18 protein-coding genes and 1 tRNA gene are annotated in these 21,785 nt (G+C 60.6%); 14 read left to right on the forward strand and 5 right to left on the reverse strand.

Going from position 1 to position 21,785, the window contains the following annotated elements; translation table 11 throughout:
* The first annotated feature begins 68 nt into the window (after window positions 1–68).
* Window positions 69–1,292, forward strand: a complete 1,224-nt coding sequence (locus tag A6U87_RS23280) for a PLP-dependent aminotransferase family protein (protein ID WP_065693680.1) — start codon at window positions 69–71, stop codon at window positions 1,290–1,292.
* Window positions 1,293–1,313: 21 nt separating this feature from the next.
* On the opposite strand, the gene A6U87_RS23285 is transcribed toward A6U87_RS23280, so the two are convergent.
* Entirely contained in the window at window positions 1,314–2,372 is a 1,059-nt protein-coding gene (locus A6U87_RS23285) for an aldo/keto reductase (protein WP_065693681.1), read from the reverse strand.
* A gap of 176 nt (window positions 2,373–2,548) precedes the next feature.
* Here A6U87_RS23285 and A6U87_RS23290 point away from each other — a divergent pair, with 176 nt between their 5' ends.
* From A6U87_RS23290 to A6U87_RS23325, 8 genes are all read left to right on the forward strand, one after another.
* Entirely contained in the window at window positions 2,549–3,526 is a 978-nt protein-coding gene (locus tag A6U87_RS23290; RefSeq protein WP_065693682.1) for an ABC transporter substrate-binding protein, read from the forward strand.
* A 16-nt stretch (window positions 3,527–3,542) separates the two neighbouring features.
* Window positions 3,543–5,237, forward strand: coding sequence for an iron ABC transporter permease (locus A6U87_RS23295; protein ID WP_065693683.1), 1,695 nt, complete (start codon window positions 3,543–3,545; stop codon window positions 5,235–5,237).
* Window positions 5,225–6,253, forward strand: coding sequence for an ABC transporter ATP-binding protein (locus A6U87_RS23300; RefSeq protein ID WP_065693684.1), 1,029 nt, complete (start codon window positions 5,225–5,227; stop codon window positions 6,251–6,253). Before A6U87_RS23295 ends, A6U87_RS23300 begins: the two co-directional genes overlap by 13 nt.
* 70 nt (window positions 6,254–6,323) lie before the next feature.
* Window positions 6,324–7,433: an endonuclease/exonuclease/phosphatase family protein gene (locus A6U87_RS23305; protein WP_065693685.1), complete on the forward strand. Its 1,110-nt coding sequence runs from the start codon at window positions 6,324–6,326 to the stop codon at window positions 7,431–7,433.
* Window positions 7,430–8,176: an NUDIX hydrolase gene (locus tag A6U87_RS23310; RefSeq protein ID WP_141684033.1), complete on the forward strand. Its 747-nt coding sequence runs from the start codon at window positions 7,430–7,432 to the stop codon at window positions 8,174–8,176. The genes A6U87_RS23305 and A6U87_RS23310 overlap by 4 nt, the downstream gene beginning before the upstream one ends.
* Before the next feature lie 64 nt (window positions 8,177–8,240).
* Window positions 8,241–9,152, forward strand: coding sequence for a PhzF family phenazine biosynthesis protein (locus A6U87_RS23315; RefSeq protein ID WP_065693686.1), 912 nt, complete (start codon window positions 8,241–8,243; stop codon window positions 9,150–9,152).
* 126 nt (window positions 9,153–9,278) lie between these two features.
* Window positions 9,279–9,354, forward strand: a tRNA-Lys gene (locus tag A6U87_RS23320).
* Between the two features lie 358 nt (window positions 9,355–9,712).
* Entirely contained in the window at window positions 9,713–11,119 is a 1,407-nt protein-coding gene (locus A6U87_RS23325; RefSeq protein WP_065693687.1) for an adenylate/guanylate cyclase domain-containing protein, read from the forward strand.
* 134 nt (window positions 11,120–11,253) lie between these two features.
* Here A6U87_RS23325 and A6U87_RS23330 read toward each other — a convergent pair whose 3' ends face one another.
* A complete protein-coding gene (locus A6U87_RS23330) occupies window positions 11,254–12,864 on the reverse strand; it encodes an arylsulfatase (protein ID WP_065693688.1) in 1,611 nt (536 codons plus the stop codon).
* Between the two features lie 291 nt (window positions 12,865–13,155).
* On the opposite strand from A6U87_RS23330, the gene A6U87_RS23335 reads away from it, so the two are divergent.
* On the forward strand, window positions 13,156–13,440 hold the full coding sequence (locus A6U87_RS23335; protein ID WP_065693689.1) for a BON domain-containing protein: 285 nt from the start codon (window positions 13,156–13,158) through the stop codon (window positions 13,438–13,440).
* 94 nt (window positions 13,441–13,534) lie between these two features.
* Here A6U87_RS23335 and A6U87_RS23340 read toward each other — a convergent pair whose 3' ends face one another.
* Window positions 13,535–13,747, reverse strand: a complete 213-nt coding sequence (locus A6U87_RS23340) for a hypothetical protein (protein ID WP_065693690.1) — start codon at window positions 13,745–13,747, stop codon at window positions 13,535–13,537.
* Between the two features lie 112 nt (window positions 13,748–13,859).
* Window positions 13,860–15,041: an MFS transporter gene (locus A6U87_RS23345; RefSeq protein ID WP_065693691.1), complete on the reverse strand. Its 1,182-nt coding sequence runs from the start codon at window positions 15,039–15,041 to the stop codon at window positions 13,860–13,862.
* Window positions 15,042–15,216: 175 nt separating this feature from the next.
* Between A6U87_RS23345 and A6U87_RS23350 the strand changes: the two genes are divergently transcribed.
* The 4 genes from A6U87_RS23350 to A6U87_RS23365 all read left to right on the forward strand — a co-directional run bounded on the left by A6U87_RS23350 (window position 15,217) and on the right by A6U87_RS23365 (window position 21,051).
* Window positions 15,217–15,984 carry a TIM barrel protein gene (locus A6U87_RS23350; protein ID WP_198928754.1) on the forward strand — a complete coding sequence of 256 codons (768 nt, stop codon included), beginning with the start codon at window positions 15,217–15,219 and terminating at the stop codon, window positions 15,982–15,984.
* Between the two features lie 124 nt (window positions 15,985–16,108).
* Window positions 16,109–17,335, forward strand: a complete 1,227-nt coding sequence (locus A6U87_RS23355) for an adenylate/guanylate cyclase domain-containing protein (protein WP_065693693.1) — start codon at window positions 16,109–16,111, stop codon at window positions 17,333–17,335.
* A 122-nt stretch (window positions 17,336–17,457) separates the two neighbouring features.
* Window positions 17,458–18,789: an FAD-binding oxidoreductase gene (locus tag A6U87_RS23360; RefSeq protein WP_065693694.1), complete on the forward strand. Its 1,332-nt coding sequence runs from the start codon at window positions 17,458–17,460 to the stop codon at window positions 18,787–18,789.
* Between the two features lie 204 nt (window positions 18,790–18,993).
* Window positions 18,994–21,051: an acyltransferase family protein gene (locus tag A6U87_RS23365; protein ID WP_244499563.1), complete on the forward strand. Its 2,058-nt coding sequence runs from the start codon at window positions 18,994–18,996 to the stop codon at window positions 21,049–21,051.
* An 82-nt stretch (window positions 21,052–21,133) separates the two neighbouring features.
* Here the strand turns inward: A6U87_RS23365 and A6U87_RS23370 are convergent, their stop codons facing one another.
* Complete coding sequence (locus tag A6U87_RS23370; RefSeq protein WP_065693695.1) at window positions 21,134–21,610, reverse strand: NUDIX hydrolase; 477 nt, start codon at window positions 21,608–21,610, stop codon at window positions 21,134–21,136.
* Window positions 21,611–21,785 lie beyond the last annotated feature (175 nt).

Consider the following 21,785-nt stretch of genomic DNA (forward strand, 5'->3'; position numbering starts at 1 on the left):
GCAATGTTGACTTATCATTTGTTGCGTGTTTCTCTGCCTTAAAGACAAAAAATTACGAGGAAACCCCTATGTTGAATTGGGATGGCATCTTTGCAACGCGCTCTTCGCGGATGCGCGCATCGGAAATCCGCGAGCTTTTGAAGCTGCTTGACCAGCCGGATATCATCTCGTTTGCCGGTGGCATTCCTGATCCGGCCCTGTTTCCCGACAAGGAATTCAAAGCCGCCTATGCCGACATTTTCGACAGCACGACGGTGAATTCAGCGCTGCAATATTCCGTCAGCGAGGGCTACAAGCCGTTGCGCGAATGGCTCGTCGGCGAACTGGGCAAGCTCGGCATCCCGTGCGGTGTCGATAACGTCTTTATCGTCTCCGGCTCGCAACAGGGGCTCGATTATCTCGGCAAGCTCTTCCTTTCACCGAACGATACGGCGCTGGTGACGTGGCCAACCTATCTCGGTGCGCTGCAGGCCTTCAACGCCTACGAGCCGGCCTATGACCAGCTGACGCCCAACGGCAACCGGACGCCGGATTCATATCGTGCGCAGGCGGTCCAAGCGGGCGGGAAGGTAAAATTCGCCTATCTCTCCGCTGACTTTTCCAATCCGACCGGCGAGACCGTCGACCTCGCAGGGCGAGAGAAGCTGATTAAGCTCGCAGACGAGATGGACATCGCCATCATCGAAGATGCGGCGTATCAGTCGCTGCGCTATGACGGCGAGGCGATCCCGCCGATCCTAGCACTCGAGATCGCCCAGAAGGGCGACATCAACCACACTCGGACCATCTATTGCGGCAGCTTCTCGAAGACGCTTGCGCCGGGGCTTCGCGTCGGTTTCATCGTCGCCAACGCTCCCGTCATCCGCAAGTTGGTGTTGATGAAGCAGGCCGCCGACCTGCATTCCTCGACGATCAACCAGATCGCCATCACCGAGGTCGCGAGGAACGGATTCGACGCTCAGGTTGCGAAGATCAGGGCAGCCTACAGCAAGCGTCGCGACGTGATGCTGTCTGCGCTCGAAAAGCATATGCCAGAGGGCGTGAGCTGGACGAAGCCCGAGGGCGGCATGTTCGTCTGGGTCACGCTGCCGAAGGGCATGGATGGTGCCAAGCTGCTCGCGAAATCGATCGAGACCGTCAAGGTGGCCTTCGTGCCGGGGCGCGCCTTCTTTGCTGATGGTTCGGGCGAGAACACCTTGCGCATGAGCTTCTCTTCGAGCAACGAGGAGAAGATCGAGGAAGGCATCGCCCGTCTCGGAAAGCTGATCGCAGGCGAGATCGGCGGCCAGTGAGCCGCCGACCGTTTCGGTCTCTTATCGATTAAGGTGCGGGCCGAGCAGGGATAGATCGGCCTCGCCAAGCCTGTCGCTGGCGGTGTTGCGCTGGTGCCAGTAGGGATAGAGAAGCTGCGGCAGGCTGACATCGTCGAGCCGCTTGCACTCTTCCGTCGACAGCTTGAGTTCGGCTGCCGCCAGATTATCCTTGAACTGCGCTTCCGTGCGCCCGCCGATGATGACTGATGTCACCGCCTGGCGACCAATGAGCCAGGCGAGCGCCACCTGGGCGGCCGAGACATTGCGGCTTTCGGCGATTGATACCAACGTCTCAACAATATTCCACAGGCGGTTCTCGTCGCGGATCGGCGGTTCCGTCCAGCCGGCGAACTGGCGTGTGCCTTCGGGGGCGGCCTGGTTCCGGCGGTGCTTGCCGGATAGAAGGCCGCCGGCGAGCGGGCTCCAGACCAGAACACCCAGCCCCTGGTCGAGGCTGATCGGCAGCAGCTCGAATTCGGCGTCGCGGGCCTCCAGCGTGTAGTGGATCTGCTGGCTGACAAAGCGCTCACGGCGCTCGCGCTCGCTGATGCCGAGTGCCTTCATGATATGCCAGCCGGAGAAATTGGAGCAGCCGACGTAGCGGACCTTGCCCTGTTTCACGAGCGTGTCGAGCGCTTCCAGCGTTTCCTCGAGCGGCGTCTGGCCGTCCCATTCATGAACCTGATAGAGATCGATGACATCGGTCTTCATGCGCTTGAGGCTCGCTTCGCAGGCGCTGATCAGGTGGTAGCGCGAATTGCCGGCGTCGTTCGGGCCTTCGCCCATCGGGAAGCGAGCCTTGGTGGCGATCAGCGTGCCGTTCTTTCTGACACCGCCGAGGATTTCGCCGATGATCTCCTCAGAGGCGCCCGCCGAGTAGACGTCGGCCGTATCGATGAGGTTGACGCCGGCGTCGATGCACATGTCGACCAGACGGCGCGCTTCCGAAACGCCGAGGTCGCCCACGGTCTTCGCCCAGCCCTTGCCGCCGAAGGTCATGGTGCCCATCGTAAGCGTCGAAACCCTGAGGCCTGAGCGGCCCAATTGGCGGTATTCCATAAGTCTTCCTCCGATCCCGAAATGAACAATCAAAACGCGCGCTAGAAGATAGAGGTGAGGTGACGGGGTCAAGGGCGGTTGGTCGGTGCATTCGCTTCTCGCCGAAAACCGACTGTCACAATCATGTTAATCCAGCTGTCTATGGAACAGGCCTTCCGTCACCGAGGGCATTATCCATGAAGACCATTGTTTCCGCCGCAGCGCTTCTCGCCGCGAGCCTGTTTGCCATTCCTGCGGCCGCCGCCAATCTCGTGCTCTACACGAGCCAGCCGAACGAGGATGCGCAGGCAACTGTCGATGGCTTCATGGCTGCCAATCCAGATATCAAGGTCGATTGGGTGCGTGACGGAACGCCGAAGATCATGGCGAAGCTGCAGGCCGAGATCGAGGCCGGAAACCCGGTTGCCGATGTTCTCCTCATCGCCGATACGGTGACGCTCGAGCGCCTTAAGGAAGCAGGCAAGCTGCTTGCCTACAAGTCGCCGGAAGCTGCCAATTACGATGCCGCGCTCTATGACGCAGACGGCTACTATTACTCGACAAAGCTGATCACCACCGGCATCGTCTACAACACGTCCGCAACCCTGAAGCCGACCAGCTGGAAGGACCTGACGAAGCCTGAGGCCAAGGGCCTGGTGACGATGCCGAGCCCGCTGACCTCAGGCGCCGCTCTCATCCACGCGCAGACGCTCGCCGGTGTCGATGGTCTCGGCTGGGACCTCTACAAGGATCTGGCGGCGAACGGCGCAACCGCTGCCGGTGGCAACGGTGCGATCCTGAAGGCGGTCGCCTCGGGCGAAAAGGCATACGGCATGATCGTCGACTACATGCCGATCCGCGAAAAGGCGAAGGGCGCTCCTATCGAGTTCGTCTTCCCGAGCGAAGGCGTCTCCGCAGTGACCGAGCCGGTGGGCATTCTTTCCAGCAGCAAGAACGCCGACGCGGCGAAGAAATTTGTCGACTACGTTCTGTCGGAAAAGGGCCAGGAAGGCTTCCTCAAGCTCGGCTATATCCCGGCTCGCAATGGCATGTCGGTTCCGGAAGGTTTCCCGGCGCGCGACAGCATCAAGGTGCTGCCGATCAACGCTGCCGCGGCGCTGAAAAGCACCGATGCCGACCTGAAGACCTTCTCGGGCATCTACGGCTCCAACTGATCGACGCAGACAGTCGATGCACGGATATGTTCGTCCCGGAAACAGCCAGCCCGCCTGGCTGTTTCCCTTTATCGTCTTAATCGTCCTGATCCTCAGCATTCTTCCGCTGGCGCGGCTGGCGATGACAGGCGCCGCAGCGCTTGCCAATGGTGGAGCTGCCGGGGCCCTTGGCGATCCGGCGCTATGGTCGGCGACCTATTACACCCTGGTGACGGCTCTGTTCGGCACGATCATTTCGCTGATGATCGGCTGCGCATTTGCCTTTCTGCTGACGCTGACGGATGTCGGGGCAAAGGGCCTGCTGAGCTTTCTGTTTGTCTTGCCCATGATGATCCCGCCGCAGGTCACGGCACTTGCCTGGGTGCAGATGTCGGGGCCTTCGAGCCCGCTTCTGAAGGCGTTGCACATCGCGCCGCCGCTCGGTTCGCCGCAGCCTCTCTATTCGGTCGGCGGCATTGCGCTTCTCTACGGCGTTCAGCATGCACCGCTCGTCTTTCTGGCGCTGCGGGCAGGGTTGATGGCCCTGCCGCGTGATGGCGTCGAGGCGGCGAGGCTGTCGGGCGCTTCCAGTTTGCGTGTGTTTCTCGATATCATCCTGCCGCTGTCGCTGCCGGGGATCATCGCAGGGGCCGCGATTTCCTTTGTTTCCTGCACCGGTAATTTCGGTATTCCCGCCATCCTTGGCATTCCTGCCTCGATCTACACCCTGCCGACGCTGATCTTCACGAAGTTCTCCGCTTTCACCAGCCGGACGTTCGGCGATGTGGCGCTGTTGTCGGCGATCATCGCGATCATATCGGTGGCGGGTCTTGCTATCCAGGATCGTGCCCTGCGCGGCCGTGATTATCGCGTGCTCGGCCTTTCGGGTGCGACGGCGGCGTTCCAGCTTGGCCGCTGGAAGTTGCTCGTGGCGCCGCCTCTCTGGCTGACGCTGTTCTTCATGCTTGCCGCGCCATTCTTCGCGCTTCTGGCAGGTGCGCTCGTTCCTGCTTACGGTGTGCCGCTCACCTTCAAGACGATGTCGTTCAATGCCTTCCATGAAATCCTGTTCCGGCAGGCGGTAACCAGGACTGCCTTCGTCAATTCATTGTCGCTGGCGAGCGGGACTGCCATGTGTCTCCTTCTGGTGACAATGCTTGCGGCCTACGCGCTGACGAAGCGCAGGGATGTGCTGAGCCGGATCGTTTCGAGCGTCATCGAGATCCCGTATTCACTGCCCGGTATCGTGATGGCTGTATCGTTCATTCTCGTCTTTGCCGCGCCGATCCCGCTCATCCATGTGACCTTGTATGGAACGATCTGGATCATCCTGATCGCCTATCTCTCCAGCTTCTTCGCTGTCAGCCTCAAGCCCGTCGTCAGTGCTTTCCACCAGCTCGATCCGGCACTCGAGGAGGCGGCACGATTGTCCGGCGCTGGCTTCTTCCGGCGATTGAAGGACATCATCGTGCCCTTGATCGCACCGGCGGCGGGCGCCGCCGTCATCCTGGTTTTCCTGATTGCCTGCAACGAGCTGACGATTTCGGCTCTGCTCTGGTCGGCAGGGACGCAGACGCTCGGCGTTGCAATCTACAATCTCGATGACAGCGGCAGCTCCGATCTTGCCTCGGCGCTCTCCGTGCTTGTCGTTCTCATGGTCGTTTTCATGATGCTGTTGCTGGAACTGCTGGCAAAGCGGCTGCCGAAGGGAGTCGTTCCGTGGCGAAGCTGATCCTCAATCGTGTTGCAAAGGATTTTGGCACGGGCCGGGCGGCCGTCAGCGACCTGTCGCTGGATGTCCGGGAAGGCGGCTTCCTGGCGCTGCTCGGGCCCTCCGGCTGCGGCAAGACGACGGTGCTGCGAATGATCGCGGGCTTCGAGACGCCCACGGACGGTTCCATCCATCTCGGCGAGCGCCTGCTGGCCGATGCGTCCCAGGCGCTGCCGCCGGAAAAGCGCAACATGGCTATGGTATTCCAGTCCTACGCGCTGTGGCCGCACATGAATGTTGCCGACAATGTCGGCTACCCCCTGAAGGTGCGCGGCATCTCTGGCGACGCCTATCGGCAGAAAGTGGGCGAGGCGCTGTCGACGGTGAGGCTTGGCGACTACGCGGAGCGGCGTCCGGCTGATCTGTCGGGCGGCCAGAGGCAGCGGGTGGCGCTGGCGCGCTGCCTCGTGACATCGCCTGACGTCGTCCTGCTCGACGAGCCGCTCGCCAATCTCGACCGGCATCTGAAGCAGGAGATGGAAGAGACCTTTCGCGAGTTCCACCAGCGCTCCGGCGCAACGATGGTCTACGTTACGCATGACCAGAGCGAGGCGATGGCACTGGCCACTGATGTTGCCGTGATGTCAGAGGGGCGACTGTTGCAGGTGGCGCCCCCAGCCGACATCTATGCGCGACCAGAAGGACGCATCGTGGGCGGGCTGATCGGGCGCGGGGCCATCCTTTCTCTTCCGTCTCCGGCTGGTGATATCAGGCAGCTGGAGTGGACGGCGATCGCGCCACTGCTGGCGAGCAGGGCGAACGGTGACCGGAGCGCGGATATTCTCGTGCGGCAGGAGGATGTCGTTCTGGATGCCGAGGGCATCGCCGCCACCGTCGAATCCGTGCTTTACGAGGGCGAGCGGTACGCCGCCCGGTTGCGGCTTGCTGACGGCCAGATCCTGCGTGCCTACAGCCGCCTGCCTTTATCGATCGGCGAGGAGGTCAGGGTGGTCATTCGTGGTGCGTGGCGGTTGTGAACGGCGAACCGGGCTTTTCGAACCGGTCGTTCGTCTCTACTAATGGTGTAGTGCCAATCGGAAATGCCTGATGTCGTTACGCATTGCTACGTTCAACGTCGAAAACCTCATGACGCGTTTCGACTTTACCGGGTTTCGCAACCAGCTGCGCCAGGATCGCGTGATCAAGCTCTTCGAGGTGCGCAGCGAAGGGGTTTACCAACAGCTTGAGCAGGCCCGTGTGATCGCCTCCACCGACGACACGCGGCAGATGACAGCATTGGCGATCGCTGATGCCGACGCCGATATTCTGTGCCTGCAGGAAATCGACAACATGGAGGCGCTGCAGGCCTTCGAATACGGCTATCTTTTCCGAATGGTGGGCACCGGCTATCGCCAGAAGTACCTCGTCGAGGGAAATGACAGCCGTGGCATCGATGTTGCCGTGCTGATGCGCGAGGAAACCCGTGACGGCCAAAAGATCGAGCTCAAGGAGATCAAGAGCCACGCGATGACGACCTATCGCGATCTTGGCCTTTTCGACGAGAATCTGGCCGCGACCAGCCATATCGACGACAAGATCTTCAAGCGGGATTGTCTTGAGCTCGATCTTCTTGTCGGAGGTCTCCCGATGACGCTCTATGTCGTCCATTTCAAATCCATGGGGTCGCCACGGGATGGGCTCGATGGGCGGCGCTACACGATGCCTGTCCGCCGTGCGGAGGCGAGGGCGGTGCGTCGCATCATCGAAGACCGCTTCGGGGCCGGGCACACTGCCGGCAAACGCTTCGTCATCTGCGGCGACATGAACGATTATCAGGAGCGCGTCGATGTGATTGGCGCGCGCCGCGCGGGTTACACCTTCGACCACCAAGTCGAGAGCGAGAGCGCGCTCGATGTCTTCAGCCATGACGGGTTTTCTGAGAACGTCGTTCGCCGGCGCGATCCGCTTGATCGCTGGACGCTCTACCACGCCCGCGGACCGGAGGAACAATGGCTGTGCCAACTTGATTACATCTGGCTGTCTCCGGCGCTTGCGAAAGCGAACGCCGGACGGCTCCCTGAAATTGTCCGCAATGGCCAACCCTACCGGACGGTCTTTCCGCCGGGGCAGGAGGTCGAACGCTATCCTCGAACGGGGTGGGACCGACCGAAGGCCTCCGATCATTGCCCCGTCGTCATGACATTGGATCTGATATGAACGCACCTGTACCTGATGACTTCATAGGCTGGCGCGCCGAACGGACGGTCTTTCCTCTCTCAGGGCTCGATCTCCGGGTGATGCCCGGCGATCATCCGCTTTACCTTGCTGAACAAGAAGCGATTGCCGAAAACTGGGCCAGGGAAACGGCTGCCAACCCGGCCTTGTTCGACGGGCGGATGGTCTTTCAAAGGCGGTTGACGCTGACCGATAAAGGCTTGGCGGGCGAGGGGCATGTCATTCCTTTTTCTGCCTTCATGTGGTGGCGCAAGCAGTCCGACCGACGCGGCGGCATCCATCTCTTTGCCTATCCCGTCCTGGAAACATCCGACGGCGCGCTTGTCGCCATCCGTATGGGGGCGCACACGGCCAATCCAGGGCAGGTCTATTTCGCTGCAGGCTCGCTGGAGCCGGAGGATGTCGTGGATGGGCGCTGCGATCTGGAGGCCAACATGCGGCGCGAAGTCCTCGAGGAGACCGGCCTCGATCTCAAGGCGGCTCGGGCTGGGGACCGATATTTCGCAAGCCGTATCGGGCGGACAGTGGTGGTGCTGCGCCTTTTCCGGTTCGACATGACTGCCGATGAAGTGACTGAACGTATCCATGCACACATGCTGGTTGCCGAGGATCAGGAGATATCAGGTGCGGTTGCAATCCGATCGGCCGATCACACTGCGCAACCCTACAATATTGCGATGCTGCCGGTGATCGACTGGTACTTCGGTGGAGAGCGGGGCGCCTGACGCCTTGCACTTGCTTTCGGTGTCGGGCAGGTTGACGCACGAGGATCGACAGTAGGAGGCCGATGTGGCGCGCAGCTACAGCGTCTATGACGTGTTCACCGATCGCCGGCTTGCCGGAAACCCACTGGCCGTTATCTTCGACGGTGACGGCTTGAGCGACGAGGCGATGCAGGCGATCGCCAAGGAGTTCAATCTCTCGGAGACGGTCTTCGTCCAGCGTGCCAGTAATCCGGCCTATACGGCGCGACTTCGCATTTTCACGCCCGGCCGCGAACTGCCGTTTGCCGGGCATCCGACCGTGGGAACGGCCATTGCGCTGGCCGAGCAGGCGCATGGCGGCAGCACGATCGATATCGTCTCGGTGCTGGAGGAGAACGTCGGGCCCGTACGCTGCGCGGTCAAGCTCAAGGCCGAGGATGCGAGCTTTGCGGAATTCGACCTGCCGCGGAAATCGCAGCAGATCAACATGCCGCTCGACCGGCTGGGCATCGCCAATGCCCTATCGCTGAAAGTGACCGAGATCGGGTTCGAGAACCATTTGCCCTCACTGTGGAGCGCCGGCGTTCCGTTTCTGATGGTGCCGGTGCACGACGTCGGTGCGGCACAGCGGCTCGATTTCGATCCGCAGCTGTGGGAAACGACCGTGCCATTCGTCGATGGCGCGCTTGCCTCCGCCTACATCTACTGTCGCGGTGGCGTGAACCACGTCGCGAAGTTCCACACGCGGATGTTCGCCAGCGGCATGGGCATCGTGGAGGACCCGGCGACCGGCTCGGCGGCGGCAGCGCTCTCGGGCGCGATCCACCACTTCGACCGTCTGACGGATGGTCACCATGGCGTGTTGATCGAACAGGGTGTGGAAATGGGCCGTCCCTCATTCATTCATCTGCATATGGATATCGAAGGCGGGGCGATTTCCAACGCCCGGATTGGTGGCCAGGCAGTGCGTCTCGCAAGCGGTACATTGGACCTTTGATTTCATTGCATTTCAGCCATGCACAAAAACTTCGCGATTGTTGAAAGAATTTTCGGAAGGGCGCTAGACAAGCTGAACGATCCTGTTTATACGCCCTCTCACACCACGCAAACAAGCGCGGCGGACGGGTGATTAGCTCAGTTGGTAGAGCAGCTGACTCTTAATCAGCGGGTCGTAGGTTCGAGCCCTACATCACCCACCAAACTCTTGTTTCTACTCTCAAATAGCAGATAGAAACGCCCTTTGGGCGCACGTGGTAACAGGTCGAGAAATGTCCATGTCACCTGATTTTTCTCGCAAAGTTTCCGACAGAATCACTTCTTTAAATTGAAGCGGCAATGCCATCGAAAGCGATTCGGTTTTCGTCGTAGACGAACGAACATCGGATGATTCGCAGATGGTGTGCCGTCGCCGTCATCACGGCCGCCGGGTGCATTTTTTGTCGGCTAGACCAAACGATTTTCGAGCCGGGCACCGCGATATCGGTGAAGAATTTCTCGTGCTATAATTTTGATAGGCTGGCGTTGTTCGCCATCGCGTTACACGCGGAGACCTGTCGAATGAGCGAAGTAGACGTGCTTTTTGCCACCCTGCGACAGGCTGCCGATCCGCAGACGGTCGAGTGCATAGAGAGCGTGGTCATGCGCGGCTCCGACCGCGATCTCAATCGTATCAATGCGCTCGCATTCGCCGACAAGCATCATCTCGATCAGGAGAAAACCATCGCGGCGCTTCTCCACGCAGCCCGAATAGGTCTGTTCGAGATGACATGGAATGTTCTTTGTCCGGGGTGTGGCGGCGTCCTGGATAGCGGCACTACACTGAAAGGTGTCGACCAGGAGAGCTACCATTGCGCGCTCTGTGCGGCCGGATATGAACCGACCCTCGACGAGATGGTCGAGGTTACGTTTACCGTCAGCCCGCGCGTGCGCAGGATTGCGGCCCACGAACCCGACCTGCTGCCCCCGATGGAGTACTATCGGCAAATCTTCTTCAGTTCCGGAGTCGACCTGCCGGAGGACTTCGAATCGCGGTTTGGAAGCAGCGTATTGGAGATGATCGAGCTCGACCCGGGCGAAAGGGCTTTCGTCTCGCTGCAATTACCGGCGCAATTCGTCATCATTTTCGATGCCGTGACGCACTCGGCGCAGTTCATCGACGTGACGGGCGAACCCACCGCCGAGCGGCAGAACCTGTCGATGGTCATCAGCCCCGGTCATGCCTCGAACGAAACGCTTACGCTGCGGCCCGGCCCGCTGCGCCTTACGCTGGAAAATCATACCGACCGCAGGGTCGTGCCGAATGTCTGCGTCGCGGGAGATGAGTTGCATGACATTCTCGGTCGAAGGCGCGCCTTCCTCACGGCCAAGCGTCTGTTGACGAACCAGAGTTTCAGGGACATCTACCGGACCGATACGCTGGATGTCGACCAGCGCCTCAAGATCACAAGCCTGACGTTTCTTTTCACCGACCTGAGGGGATCGACCGCGCTTTACGAACGTGTCGGGGACCTCGCGGCGTTCGATCTGGTGCGGGCGCATTTCAGGGTTCTTCATGAGATTGTCGCCGCGGAAGCGGGGGCAGTGGTCAAGACGATCGGGGATGCTGTCATGGCAACCTTCCCGAGCCCGGATCGCGCCGTGGCTGCTGCTCTTCGGATGCGGGAGGCCATGCTGCGGCTGAATGCCGAGCGCGGCAGCGAGGATCTGCTTCTGAAGATAGGCATCCACGAGGGGCCATGCCTTGCCGTCAGCCTGAACGACCGGCAGGACTACTTCGGTCAGACGGTCAATATCGCGTCACGGGTTCAGGGGCTCGCCGATCCCAATGTGATCCTGACGACGGAGGCCATTGTTGCGGATAGCCATGTTTCAGCGATCCTGCATGACAGGAGCATCAACTCGGTCTCGCGGATGGAGGAACTGCATGGCATCGCGAGAGAGGTGAAGATCTTCGCGCTGTCGTAGGGTCATGGATGCCACATGCTGTTGGGCCGCGTTACCGTTCCTGAGATCGTCCGCGCGGCCCTATTTCTGGATGTCGGGGGCCAAAGGACGGGTTAAGCGGACCGCTTAAACGGCGACCCGCTCGCAGCGCCTTGCTACTTGCCGGCGGCGGGTCCTTGCTCCACGCTTCGCATCAAGGCTTCCACCATCTGGTCGATGCTGAAGCTTGCCGGGTGTTGGCTCGGGGGATAATCCTTGAACGTCTGCAGGAACGGTGCAACGCGCCAGACGCCGTATTGGATCAGATAGGCGTTTTTCGCCAGCCAGTCATAGTACTGGTCAGAGACCGTGTCCGCCCGCTCGAAGGGGTCCATCCGCAGGTTGAAGACCTTTGGCGCGCGAAGGCAGGTAAACGGATTGGCCCACACCTGGAAGCCTCCCGGCTCTCGTTGTTCGCAGAAGACGATCTTCCAGTCGCCATAGCGATAGGCAACGACCGCGCCGTCATCATTGAAATAGTAAAAGTCCTCGCGTCCCGATTTCGACTGCTGTCCTGTCAGGTAGGGAAGCTGGTTGTAGCCATCGAGATGAACCTTGAACTGGTTGCCGTTGATGCTGGCTCCCGTCAGGAGGCGCTGCTTGATGTCCGTATCGCCTGCCGCCGCAAGAAGGGTAGGGAACCAGTCAAGCCCGGATACCATCTCATTCGATACGACGCCTGGCTTGATATGATTTGGCCAACGAACCATAGCCGGAACGCGGAATGCACCTTCCCAGTTCGTGTCTTTTTCGCTTCGGAAAGGTGTCGTCGCGGCATCGGGCCATGACCACTGGTTGGGACCGTTGTCGGTCGTGTAGACGACAATCGTGTTGTCCGCGATCTTCAGGTCATCAAGTGCCTTCAACAGCTTTCCCACGTCTCCATCATGCTCAATCATCCCGTCGGCATACTCGTTACCGGGCATGCCGCTTTGGCCTTGCAGCGACTCTCTCACATGCGTGAAGGCGTGCATGCGCGTGGTATTCATCCAGGTGAAGAAGGGCTTTCCTTCCTTCGCTTGCCGTTGAATGAAGTCGATGGCCGCCGCGGTCGTTTCATCGTCGATCGTTTCCATCCGCTTGCGGTTTAGGGCACCGGTGTCCTCCACCCTACCATCCGCATAGGAATGCAACACGCCACGCGGCGAATTCGACTTTACGAAGTCCTGGTCGTTCTTCGGATAGTATGGCCGCTCCGGCTCTTCCTCGGCGTTCAGGTGATAGAGGTTGCCGAAGAACTCATCGAAGCCGTGCTGCGTTGGTAGAAACTCGTCGCGATCTCCAAGGTGGTTCTTGCCGAACTGACCGGTGGCATAACCCAGCGGCTTCAACGCTTGGGCGATGGTGATGTCACGCGGCTGCAGACCGACCGTCGCTCCGGGGATGCCGACCTTGCAGAGGCCGGTGCGCAGGCAGACCTGTCCAGTTATGAAGGTCGAACGGCCAGCAGTGCAGGAGTTTTCCGCATAGTAGTCCGTAAACCGCATACCCTCGTTCGCGATGCGATCGATGTTCGGTGTTCGATACCCGACCAACCCATCAGAATAGGCGCTAATGTTGGACTGGCCGATGTCGTCGCCAAAGATGACGAGGATGTTCGGTTTCGCGCCGCTCGCCGCCGGGCTTGCCGTCTGGGCAAGCGCCGTAGAGGCGAGTGGCAAGGACGAGAGACCCAGGACAACCGCTGCGGTCGCACCAAGAAGTCTTCGCGAAAAAGAAGCGGTCATGACAGCCTCTCCCTATGCTGCAGGTCATTCAACATTACGCTCTCCTTTGACAGCGGTCTTTCAGACCGCCGGAATGGGATGGTCGCAGTTCGACGTCTGCAGAGTTCTTCAGAACGGCGTCGGAGGTAAGTACGTTACTGTAAATCCTGGCTGCATTTACGTTGCGACAGCGCTCGCCGGTCCTTTGTGGGAATGCAGGTAAACGGAGCGTGATACCCCGACATGTCATAGTTAATGGACGGCTGTTCTATCGACCGGTAGCCTTCCAGCTTGCCGAAGTGGGAGGAACACATGGTTTTACGTTTGGACGCTCATGGTTGGTCGCTCAGCAGCTTTGAAGCTGGGCATAGCTCATCAGCCACCAAGGCTGCCGTGCGGTGCGCGCTGGAGGCATCGTCGGACTTCGACAGCACGCGCGTTATTGTATCCACGCTGGGCGATTATGTCGTTCTCGAAGGATTTGTGCGGTGTCAGGGCGATGACGCGCTGGCCGTCGATATCGCGGCCTCGATCGTCGGTCCAGCCCGCGTTCACAACAGGCTGATATGCCGGGGCTTTCCCAAGAATACCAACTAAGCGCTAGCCGTTACCGGCTGTCTGGCGGAGGAGCACGGACTGTTGCCCATCCGGCTCCGGCCTGCGGACGACCGCCGCTGCAATAAGCGCCAGCTTAGAATTTCGTGTTCTTCGACAACTGCCACGTTCCGGTGTCATCCGGCTCGACGCGCTTGTTGCCGCGGTAGAAAATCGGCAGCCCCGTCTTCTTGTCCATGGAGAAACGGCTGGGCGTGAACTTTTCGTCCTCGTGGCCAGCGATAGCGAGGTTAAGCGCCTCCTTGAACTTACCGCCCTTGCACAGGCTGATAAAGAGTGTCTGATCCATCGCTTGCTCCACTGTCCTTGCGCATTCCAAGGATTGTCTGTCAGCATCGGTTGATCGGGTCAACTGTCAACGAGCCTTTCCATCGTGATGTCCCGCCGGCGCGGACGCCAAATCACGTCGCGCTGCTTTCAGGAAGCTCCGGAAGAGAAGGGTCGGATTTGCGACCGGCCAGCGATTTGATCGAGACGAGCGCATAGACGATGAACGGCAGACAGACGAGGTAGGCCGTCCTGATGCCGGCGTGCTCGGCGATGAAGCCGAGAAGCGGAGGCGCCAGGAAAAAGACCACGAACGACATCTGGCCAAGGGCCGCAACGTTGATATGCGCTGGGCGGTCGGTGCGTTGTGCGGCTGCGGAGACCGCCAGCGGGTAGACGGCGCTGCATCCGCCGCCCATCAACGCGAAGCCCATGAGCGCGACATAGGGATGTGGCGCTGCCCAGACGGCACAAACGCCGATCGCCGCCAAAACGAGGAGGACGCTGGCAACCGCATGGGCGCCGAAACGGTCGACCTGCGGGTCGATGAACAGACGCGCACCGGCCATGAAGAAGGTGAAAAGCGTCAGCCCGAGACCGCCAACGAAAGGTTCGGACGCGAAGACATCGCGCATGTAGATGGCCGACCAGTCGATGCCGGCACCTTCGACGAGGAAGGCTGCGATACCGATGCCGCAAAGCGGCAGCAGGCCCCAGGTCGGGAGCGCGATCAGAGGTGCCTTTACCTCCTCGCCCGTGTCTCGTGCGGGCGCATTGCGCATGCCCGCGATAGCGATGGTGCCGACGATGGCAACGGCGGTGAAGGTCAGGGCGAGATGCAACTGCATCGGCACACCTGCCTGCCGGATCGCGGACGCCGCAAGAGCTGTCAGAAAGAAACCGAGGCTCCAGAAGCCATGTGCCCGGTTCATCACGCCGCGACCGAGTTGCGCCTCGATGCGGTCGATCTCGACGTTGAGATTGATTTCCAGCGCGCCGGCAAGAAGTCCCTCGAAGAAGAGAATCGCGAAGACGAGCGGTGCGCTCGTTGCCCAGGGCACGGATGCGAGCAGGGCGGAGCTTCCCAGGACGGTGATGAAAGCCGTGGTTCTGGCGCCCAGGCGTGCGATGATCGGCGACGCGAAGGTCAATGAAATCAGCGCCCCGATTGCAGCACCGATCAACGTCAGCCCAAGTTCGGACTTATCGACCCCAAGCGCCATCTGCAGGTCGGGCATGCGAGCGAGCAACGCGCCCATCGACACGGCAAACAGGAAGAAACAGACATAGATTCTGTGCTGCGGTGCAAATCGCATTGCGCTACTCCGGGAGGCGATACGCACGATCGTGCGCGGGTGATCTTGTAGGTTTGGTATGCGGCCGACACAACCCCTGATCAGCCAGTTGCGCGTAAAAAGCCACCGGGAGTCTTTGTCCTATTGCAATCCGGTGACGATTGCGTCCTGATCAGTGCAAATTCGGGAAGAGGGCATCATGAAATTATCCGCATGCGTAGAGTGGTTGTTTGCAGCCGAGGCTGACAATTTTGCCGACCGTATCCGACTGGCGCACAAGAGCGGCCTGGAGGCGGTGGAGTTCTGGAAGTGGACGAACAAGGATCTCGGCAGCATCGAGTGGGCCTTGAACGAAACCGGCATCGAACTCGCCAGCTTCGTTGCCGAGCCGATGATTCCGCTCACGGACAGTGCCAATCGCGATGCCTTTCTCGATGGATTGAAGCGTTCGATCGACGTCGCAAGGCGCCTGGGCGCGCACACGCTGATTGCCCAGGCGGGCGATGATCTCGACGGCAAGTCGCGGGAGGAGCAGAAGGCTGCGCTGGTCGAGACGTTGACCCGCGCCGGCGAGGTGCTGGAAGGTAGCGGCGTGCGGTTGGGCGTCGAGCCCTTGAATACGCTGATCGACCACGTCGGTTACTTCCTGCACTCGACGGTGGAAGGGATCGAAGTGGCCAAGGCGACCGGTCGCGCCGAGATCGGCATCATCTACGACGTCTATCATTCCGCCGTGATGGGAGAGCATACCCCGGCGGTGATCGACGACAATATCGACCGCGTCTTCCATGTGCACATCGCCGATCACCCTGGGCGCAACGAGCCTGGCAGCGGCGAGATCGACTTGCGCAAACGCGTCGGCTGGCTGATCGAGCAAGGCTACAGCGGCGCGATCGGCCTTGAATACCGGCCTTTGGCGTCAAGTGCAGAGACGATTGCCGCAACGCGGCAGATTCTCGGCTAAGGGGTAAAAATTCCACCGATCTTATGGTGGTGGCCATTCCATTCCACGATGGGGAACCCCATCTTGCGAAGCAGGAACGTTTTTCCAGTTGTACCCGTTTTCTGGCATCTCCGGAGTGTCCGCCATGCAATCCTTTCCGAGCCCCACGCCTGATTTGCGCGACGAGAGCGAACCGGCGTGGCCGCGGCAGCGCACAAAGATCCTCGATTGGCTGGTGAAAGAGACTCGCGATGAGCGCTTCATCGACAATATCCTGGTGCAGCTGTGCGAAAGGTTGCGGGACGAGGGGGTTCCGGTGGCCCGGGCGACGATGCATTTCCGAACCCACCATCCGCAGTGGCTGGGTGCGCGGATTTTATGGAGCACGGGTCTGAAGGAGGCGAAGATCGCCACCTTCGGCTACGGCATCGAAAACACACCGCAGTTCCTGAAGAGCCCGGTGAACGAGATATTCAGCGGTGCGCGCGAAGTCCGCAAGAATCTGGCGACGATGCGCGAGGGCGATGGCCATCACGAATTTTATGACGAGCTACGGCAGGAGGGGCTGACCGAGTATATCGCGTGGCCGATGGAGCACACGCTTGGCAAGCGCCATATCGTGACGTTTGGCAGCGACCGGCCCGGCGGCTTCACCGATGCGCACGTCGGAATGCTCGAAGACCTTCTGCCGGCGCTGACGCTGGTGACTGAGATCCGCCTGAAGAACATTCTGGCGCGCACGTTGCTGCAGACCTATGTAGGCCCACATGCGAGCGAGCAGATCCTGGCGGGGGCAACGACCCGCGGCAGCGGCGCAACGGTCGGGGCGGCGATCCTCATTTGCGACCTGCGCGATTTCACGACCATATCGGATCACTGGCCGCGCGATGATGTCATCGAACTGCTCAACGCCTATTTCGACGCGATGTCCGAGCCGATCGAGCGGCATGGCGGTGAAATACTGAAATTCATGGGCGACGGCATGCTGGCGATCTTCCCCTTGACCAATCCCACGGCCTGCGCGGATCTGCTAAGCGCCATAAAGGAGGCCGAGGTGGCAATCGCGGCCCTCAACGAGCAGAACAGCAAAGACGGTCGCGAGGTGCTTCGCTACGGCATCGGAGTCCATGTCGGGGATGTTATGTATGGCAATATCGGTTCCCGCCGCCGCCTCGACTTTACGGTGATCGGCCCTGCCGTCAACGTGGCTTCGCGGCTTGAAAGCCTGACGAAGGAGATCAAGCGACCCGTGCTTCTCTCCGGGGCATTCGTGGAAATGGCGTCCTGCCAGGCCGATATGGAGTCCCTTGGTTCATTCCCGCTGCGGGGGCTCGGGCAGCCCGTCGACGTCTTTGCGTTTCCGAACGAATGAGGCTCCATCAGGAGCTCTGTGGCCTCGCGGCGCTGGGATCGGATGGCTGTTCCTAAACACGCTCTGACGCGATAGGAAGGTGAGCGACTGAGTCCCACCCGCCTGCCTGGAGATCTATCCCTATGCCTGGTCCCTATGTCGTTCCCGTCCATGGAGACGCGGAGCTGCCGAAGGAATGCGATGTCGTCGTCATTGGCGGCGGCATTGTCGGTAGTTCCACGGCGCTGGAGCTTGCCGAACGCGGTTTGCGCGTCGCGCTCTGCGAAAAGGGCGGCATTGGCCAGGAGCAATCGAGCCGAAACTGGGGATGGGTGCGTATCTCGATGCGCGATCCCCGGGAGGTGCCGCTCATGGCGGAAGCACTGCGTATCTGGGACGGGTTGGACGCACGGACTGGCCGCGATACGGGCTTCAGACGTGCCGGCATCGTCTTTGCCTGCGCGGACGAGAAGGAGTTCGATGCCAACGACCGCTGGCGGGCGAATCTCGAAGCGCATCAGATCGAGACGCGCATGCTGACGGCGAGCCAATTCCGCGACCTGTTGCCGGGCTCGCGGCTCGCTCAGGCGGGTGCACTCTATACCCCAGCGGATGGCCGCGCCGAGCCGCAACGCGCGACGCCAGCAATTGCCGAGGCGGCGCGTGATCGCGGAGCGGCGATTTTGACGGAGTGCGCCGTTCGCGGGATCGAGACGGCCGGCGGCGCGGTGAGCGGCGTGATTACCGAGCGCGGCTCGATCGCCTGCAAGGCCGTGGTGCTCGCAGGCGGCGCGTGGTCCAATCTGTTCTCCGGGCGCTTCGGAATCGATCTGCCGCAGCTCAAGGTGATCAACAGCGTCATGCGCAGTGAGCCGATTGACGGCGGACCGGAGCAAACCATCTGGTCGAAGGACGTTGCGATCCGCAAGCGGCAGGACGGCGGCTATACCATCGCTTCGGGCCACGACAACATCGTCGACATCGTGCCGGCATCGTTTCGCTACGCCAAATCCTTCCTACCGGCATTGCGTGCGGAGTGGCAGTCGCTTTCCTTCCGCCTCGGGTGGCGGTTCCTCGATGAACTCAGGCTTTCCAGGACATGGTCGATGGATGAGGCCAGCCCCTTCGAATACAATCGCGTGCTCGATCCTGCGCCATCGCGGCGGTTGGCGGACAAGGCGCTGGTCGATCTCAAGCGGGATTTTCCTGTCTTCGAGAATGTCAGGATCGCGCAGCGCTGGGCAGGGTGTATCGACGTCACACCGGATGCCGTGCCGGTCATTTCCGCGGTGGACAGCGTTCCGGGATTCCATATCGCCACCGGTTTTTCCGGACACGGCTTCGGCATCGGTCCGGCAGCAGGACGTTTGATGGCCGATATCGTGACCGGCGGCCAGCCTGTCGTCGATCCCACGGCATTCCGGCTGTCGCGCTTCAGCGACGGCTCCAAGATTGAGTTGATCACCGGTTTTTGAATGCGGCGCGGGCGAGGGGCGAGGCCGTACGGCGTGCGTCGGCGCGCCCCGGTTTGCTGAGCAGAAACCGGGCTTTGAGGAGTGACACCCTGCGGCAAGATGCGCGCGGGATTGATTGTTCAGCTTTCCGTCAGTTCAAGCGGCTACCGGTGACCCACCAATCCCCAGGGCGCAGCCGGACTCAGAGGCCAGCATTTGAACATCATCGCAGAGCGCTCGGCGCATTTGGTCGCGATCAGCACACCTCCGCACGGCGAGATTTCCTACCGGCCCGACATTGACGGGCTGCGCGCGCTGGCGATCCTTCCGGTCGTTTTCTATCACGCGGGCATCCCGGGATTTGGCGGTGGATTCGTTGGGGTCGATGTCTTCTTCGTCATCTCCGGCTTCCTGATGGCATCGCTGATCTCAGGAGAGCTCGATCGCGGCACCTTCAGCCTGACGCGCTTCTACGAACGCCGCATTCGCAGGATCTTTCCCGCGTTGTTCGCCCTCCTTGCGGCATCATCCGTGGCTGGCTGGTTCCTGCTGATGCCTGCCGAATTCGCCTACTTCGGGCGCAGTCTGAAGGCTGCCGCACTGTTCGCATCGAACATCCAGTTCGAGAAGGAAAACGGCTACTTCGACATCGGCGCGCAGATGAAGCCGTTGTTGCACACTTGGTCGCTCGCTGTAGAAGAACAGTTCTACATCCTGTTTCCATTGTTGCTGCTTGCCGTCCATCGATTTGCGCGGCGATACGCGGTGCTTGTGCTGGGAGCCTTGCTGGCAGTGTCGTTCGCAGCGAGCACGTGGATGCTGTTCCGATCTCAGGCAGCGACGTTCTATCTCCTGCAGTTTCGTGCATGGGAACTTCTTCTGGGAGCGCTGCTGGCTCTCAACGCCGTGCCAAGGCCATGGCAGCCCAGGACGCGGGCAGGGCTGGCTTTCGCAGGTATTCTGCTCATCGCTGTGGCGGTCTTCACGTTCAGCGATCGGATGTTGTTCCCGGGCCCGGCAGCGCTCCTGCCGTGCCTCGGGGCAGCACTCGTCATTCATGCTCGGGACGAATGGAGTTCCGCTGGCAAGATCCTTCGATCCAGACCGATGATCTTCGTCGGCCTGATCTCCTATTCCCTCTATCTATGGCATTGGCCGATCATCGTGTTCACCCGCGAGATGACTGGACGACAGCTCTCTGTGTCACAAGGTGGCCTCGTCATCGCCGCGTCCTTGGTGGTCGCCACGGTGTCGTGGCGTTTCGTCGAGCAGCCCTTCAGGGGGCACGCGAGCCCGGTCGCGCGCAAGCCGCTATTTGCCGGTGCCGTGGCCGTTGTGATGGCCGCCATCTCGCTCGGTGCCTATGTTGCCGGAAACAGCGGCCTGCCGGGTCGCCTGGCGCCCGATGTGCAGCGCGTCTATGCCTCGACCTACGACGAGAGCCGCTTCAGCCTACCGCCATGTTTTGCCGATTCCGACACCGACGGCCCTGCCGTTGCGGATATTCGTGCCGGTAGGCTCTGCAAACTTGGTATTGAGGACGCAAGCAAGCCATCCTTCCTCGTGTGGGGAGACTCCCATTCCGGCGCGATGGCTCCGGCGATCGATGCCGCCGCAGCGCAGGTAGGCATGCAAGGGCTGTTTGCCGGGCATTCATCCTGCCCGCCACTGCCTGGCGTGCAGCTCAAGCGAGGGCTCACCGACCGCTGCGGACGTTTCAATGAAGCAGTGCATGATCTCATCGTATCGCGCCATATCCCGCTGGTCTTCCTCGTCGCATACTGGCCCAAATATGTCCACGATGCCGAAATGCCCAACCAGGGGCCATATTTCGATCCCTCGGTGCCGCCTCCAGTGGAAGACAGGTCTCAATCGGTGGTGGAAACGCTCGACAGCCTCATGGCGGAACTGCAGAGGCTGGGCACCAAGGTCGTGCTTGTCTCCGACGTTCCCGAGATGGGTCGTTACATGCCCGAGGCAGTCGCCAAGGCGATGATGGAGGGCGCCTCCACCGACGTTGCGCCGCCCTTTGATTATATCGAGAAGCGCCAGGCGCTCTCGCGTTCGATCCTGGCCCGCGCGGCCGCCCAATATGGCGCCTCGATCATCGACCCTCTTCCGGCAATCTGCCACGACGAACATTGCGACGCCGTGCGAAACGGGCTGCCACTCTACAAGGATGCGGATCACCTTGCCGCTACCTTTGCGAAAGGGCTGAGCGCACTCTACCTGCCGGTTATGACCGACGCTCACAACAGGCTGGCTGCGGCGGGGGTGTTGTAGCGGTGACGACGCGCGATCCTGTGCCCTCGGTAGACACTGACCTTACTGAGTGAGGTGTTGTGATATTTCGGGTCGCCCGCTGCTAGGCGTCAAAAGGCGTTGCGACCTGGAAACGCTCTAGCACGTCGACGCACATGTGGCTGGTTTCCGAGGACTTCAGGGCCTCAATCGCATCCGTGATCGGAAATAATCGTCGCTCCCGCACCCCTTGCTCGGGGTATTGGTCAACGATCCGCTCTTGCACAAGAACATGAACCGCCAGTCGATACCGATTGAGATTTCCGTGTTTTGTGTAACTGAAGTGCCCGACCGGTGATGAGTTGGCGACGCCGACTACTCCTGCCTCTTCAAAGGCTTCACGTTCGGCAGCCTTCCAGCTCAACTCCCCAGGCTCTATCCCGCCCTTCGGAATCCCCCACTGCCCTGTTCGCCTGCTGCGCACAAGCATCACCTGAGGATCCGCATTCTCCCGAAGGACCAGGCAAATGGCTGCCGCTTGCGGAACTACTCTATTGGCGATCAACAATTGATCCTCGGCACGACGACGTTGATGCAACATGTCGGCTCTTCCTGTGGGACGTTAAGACCGAACACTTGAAGCGCCCTTATGTCACAAAACCGTCATAAAAAGAAAGGGCCCCCGGTCAATCAGTAAGTCATGCCCAGCTCTCCGGAAGCTGATTTGGAACAAGGGGCAAGCCCACTCATGCTGCGCGAGGGGACGTCATGATCCC

Origin of the sequence: Rhizobium sp. AC44/96 (assembly GCF_001692185.1) — a bacterium.
Lineage (GTDB): Bacteria > Pseudomonadota > Alphaproteobacteria > Rhizobiales > Rhizobiaceae > Rhizobium.

What these genes read in the sequence shown, in the direction of transcription:
- A6U87_RS23295 (WP_065693683.1), top strand. Translation starts at nt 3,543, where the DNA reads ATGCACGGATATGTTCGTCCCGGAAACAGCCAGCCCGCCTGGCTGTTT.
- A6U87_RS23340 (WP_065693690.1), bottom strand. Translation starts at nt 13,747, where the DNA reads ATGGATCAGACACTCTTTATCAGCCTGTGCAAGGGCGGTAAGTTCAAG.
- A6U87_RS23280 (WP_065693680.1), top strand. Translation starts at nt 69, where the DNA reads ATGTTGAATTGGGATGGCATCTTTGCAACGCGCTCTTCGCGGATGCGC.
- A6U87_RS23290 (WP_065693682.1), top strand. Translation starts at nt 2,549, where the DNA reads ATGAAGACCATTGTTTCCGCCGCAGCGCTTCTCGCCGCGAGCCTGTTT.
- A6U87_RS23325 (WP_065693687.1), top strand. Translation starts at nt 9,713, where the DNA reads ATGAGCGAAGTAGACGTGCTTTTTGCCACCCTGCGACAGGCTGCCGAT.
- A6U87_RS23335 (WP_065693689.1), top strand. Translation starts at nt 13,156, where the DNA reads ATGGTTTTACGTTTGGACGCTCATGGTTGGTCGCTCAGCAGCTTTGAA.
- A6U87_RS23360 (WP_065693694.1), top strand. Translation starts at nt 17,458, where the DNA reads ATGCCTGGTCCCTATGTCGTTCCCGTCCATGGAGACGCGGAGCTGCCG.
- A6U87_RS23310 (WP_141684033.1), top strand. Translation starts at nt 7,430, where the DNA reads ATGAACGCACCTGTACCTGATGACTTCATAGGCTGGCGCGCCGAACGG.
- A6U87_RS23330 (WP_065693688.1), bottom strand. Translation starts at nt 12,864, where the DNA reads ATGACCGCTTCTTTTTCGCGAAGACTTCTTGGTGCGACCGCAGCGGTT.
- A6U87_RS23370 (WP_065693695.1), bottom strand. Translation starts at nt 21,610, where the DNA reads ATGTTGCATCAACGTCGTCGTGCCGAGGATCAATTGTTGATCGCCAAT.
- A6U87_RS23305 (WP_065693685.1), top strand. Translation starts at nt 6,324, where the DNA reads ATGTCGTTACGCATTGCTACGTTCAACGTCGAAAACCTCATGACGCGT.
- A6U87_RS23355 (WP_065693693.1), top strand. Translation starts at nt 16,109, where the DNA reads ATGCAATCCTTTCCGAGCCCCACGCCTGATTTGCGCGACGAGAGCGAA.
- A6U87_RS23285 (WP_065693681.1), bottom strand. Translation starts at nt 2,372, where the DNA reads ATGGAATACCGCCAATTGGGCCGCTCAGGCCTCAGGGTTTCGACGCTT.
- A6U87_RS23345 (WP_065693691.1), bottom strand. Translation starts at nt 15,041, where the DNA reads ATGCGATTTGCACCGCAGCACAGAATCTATGTCTGTTTCTTCCTGTTT.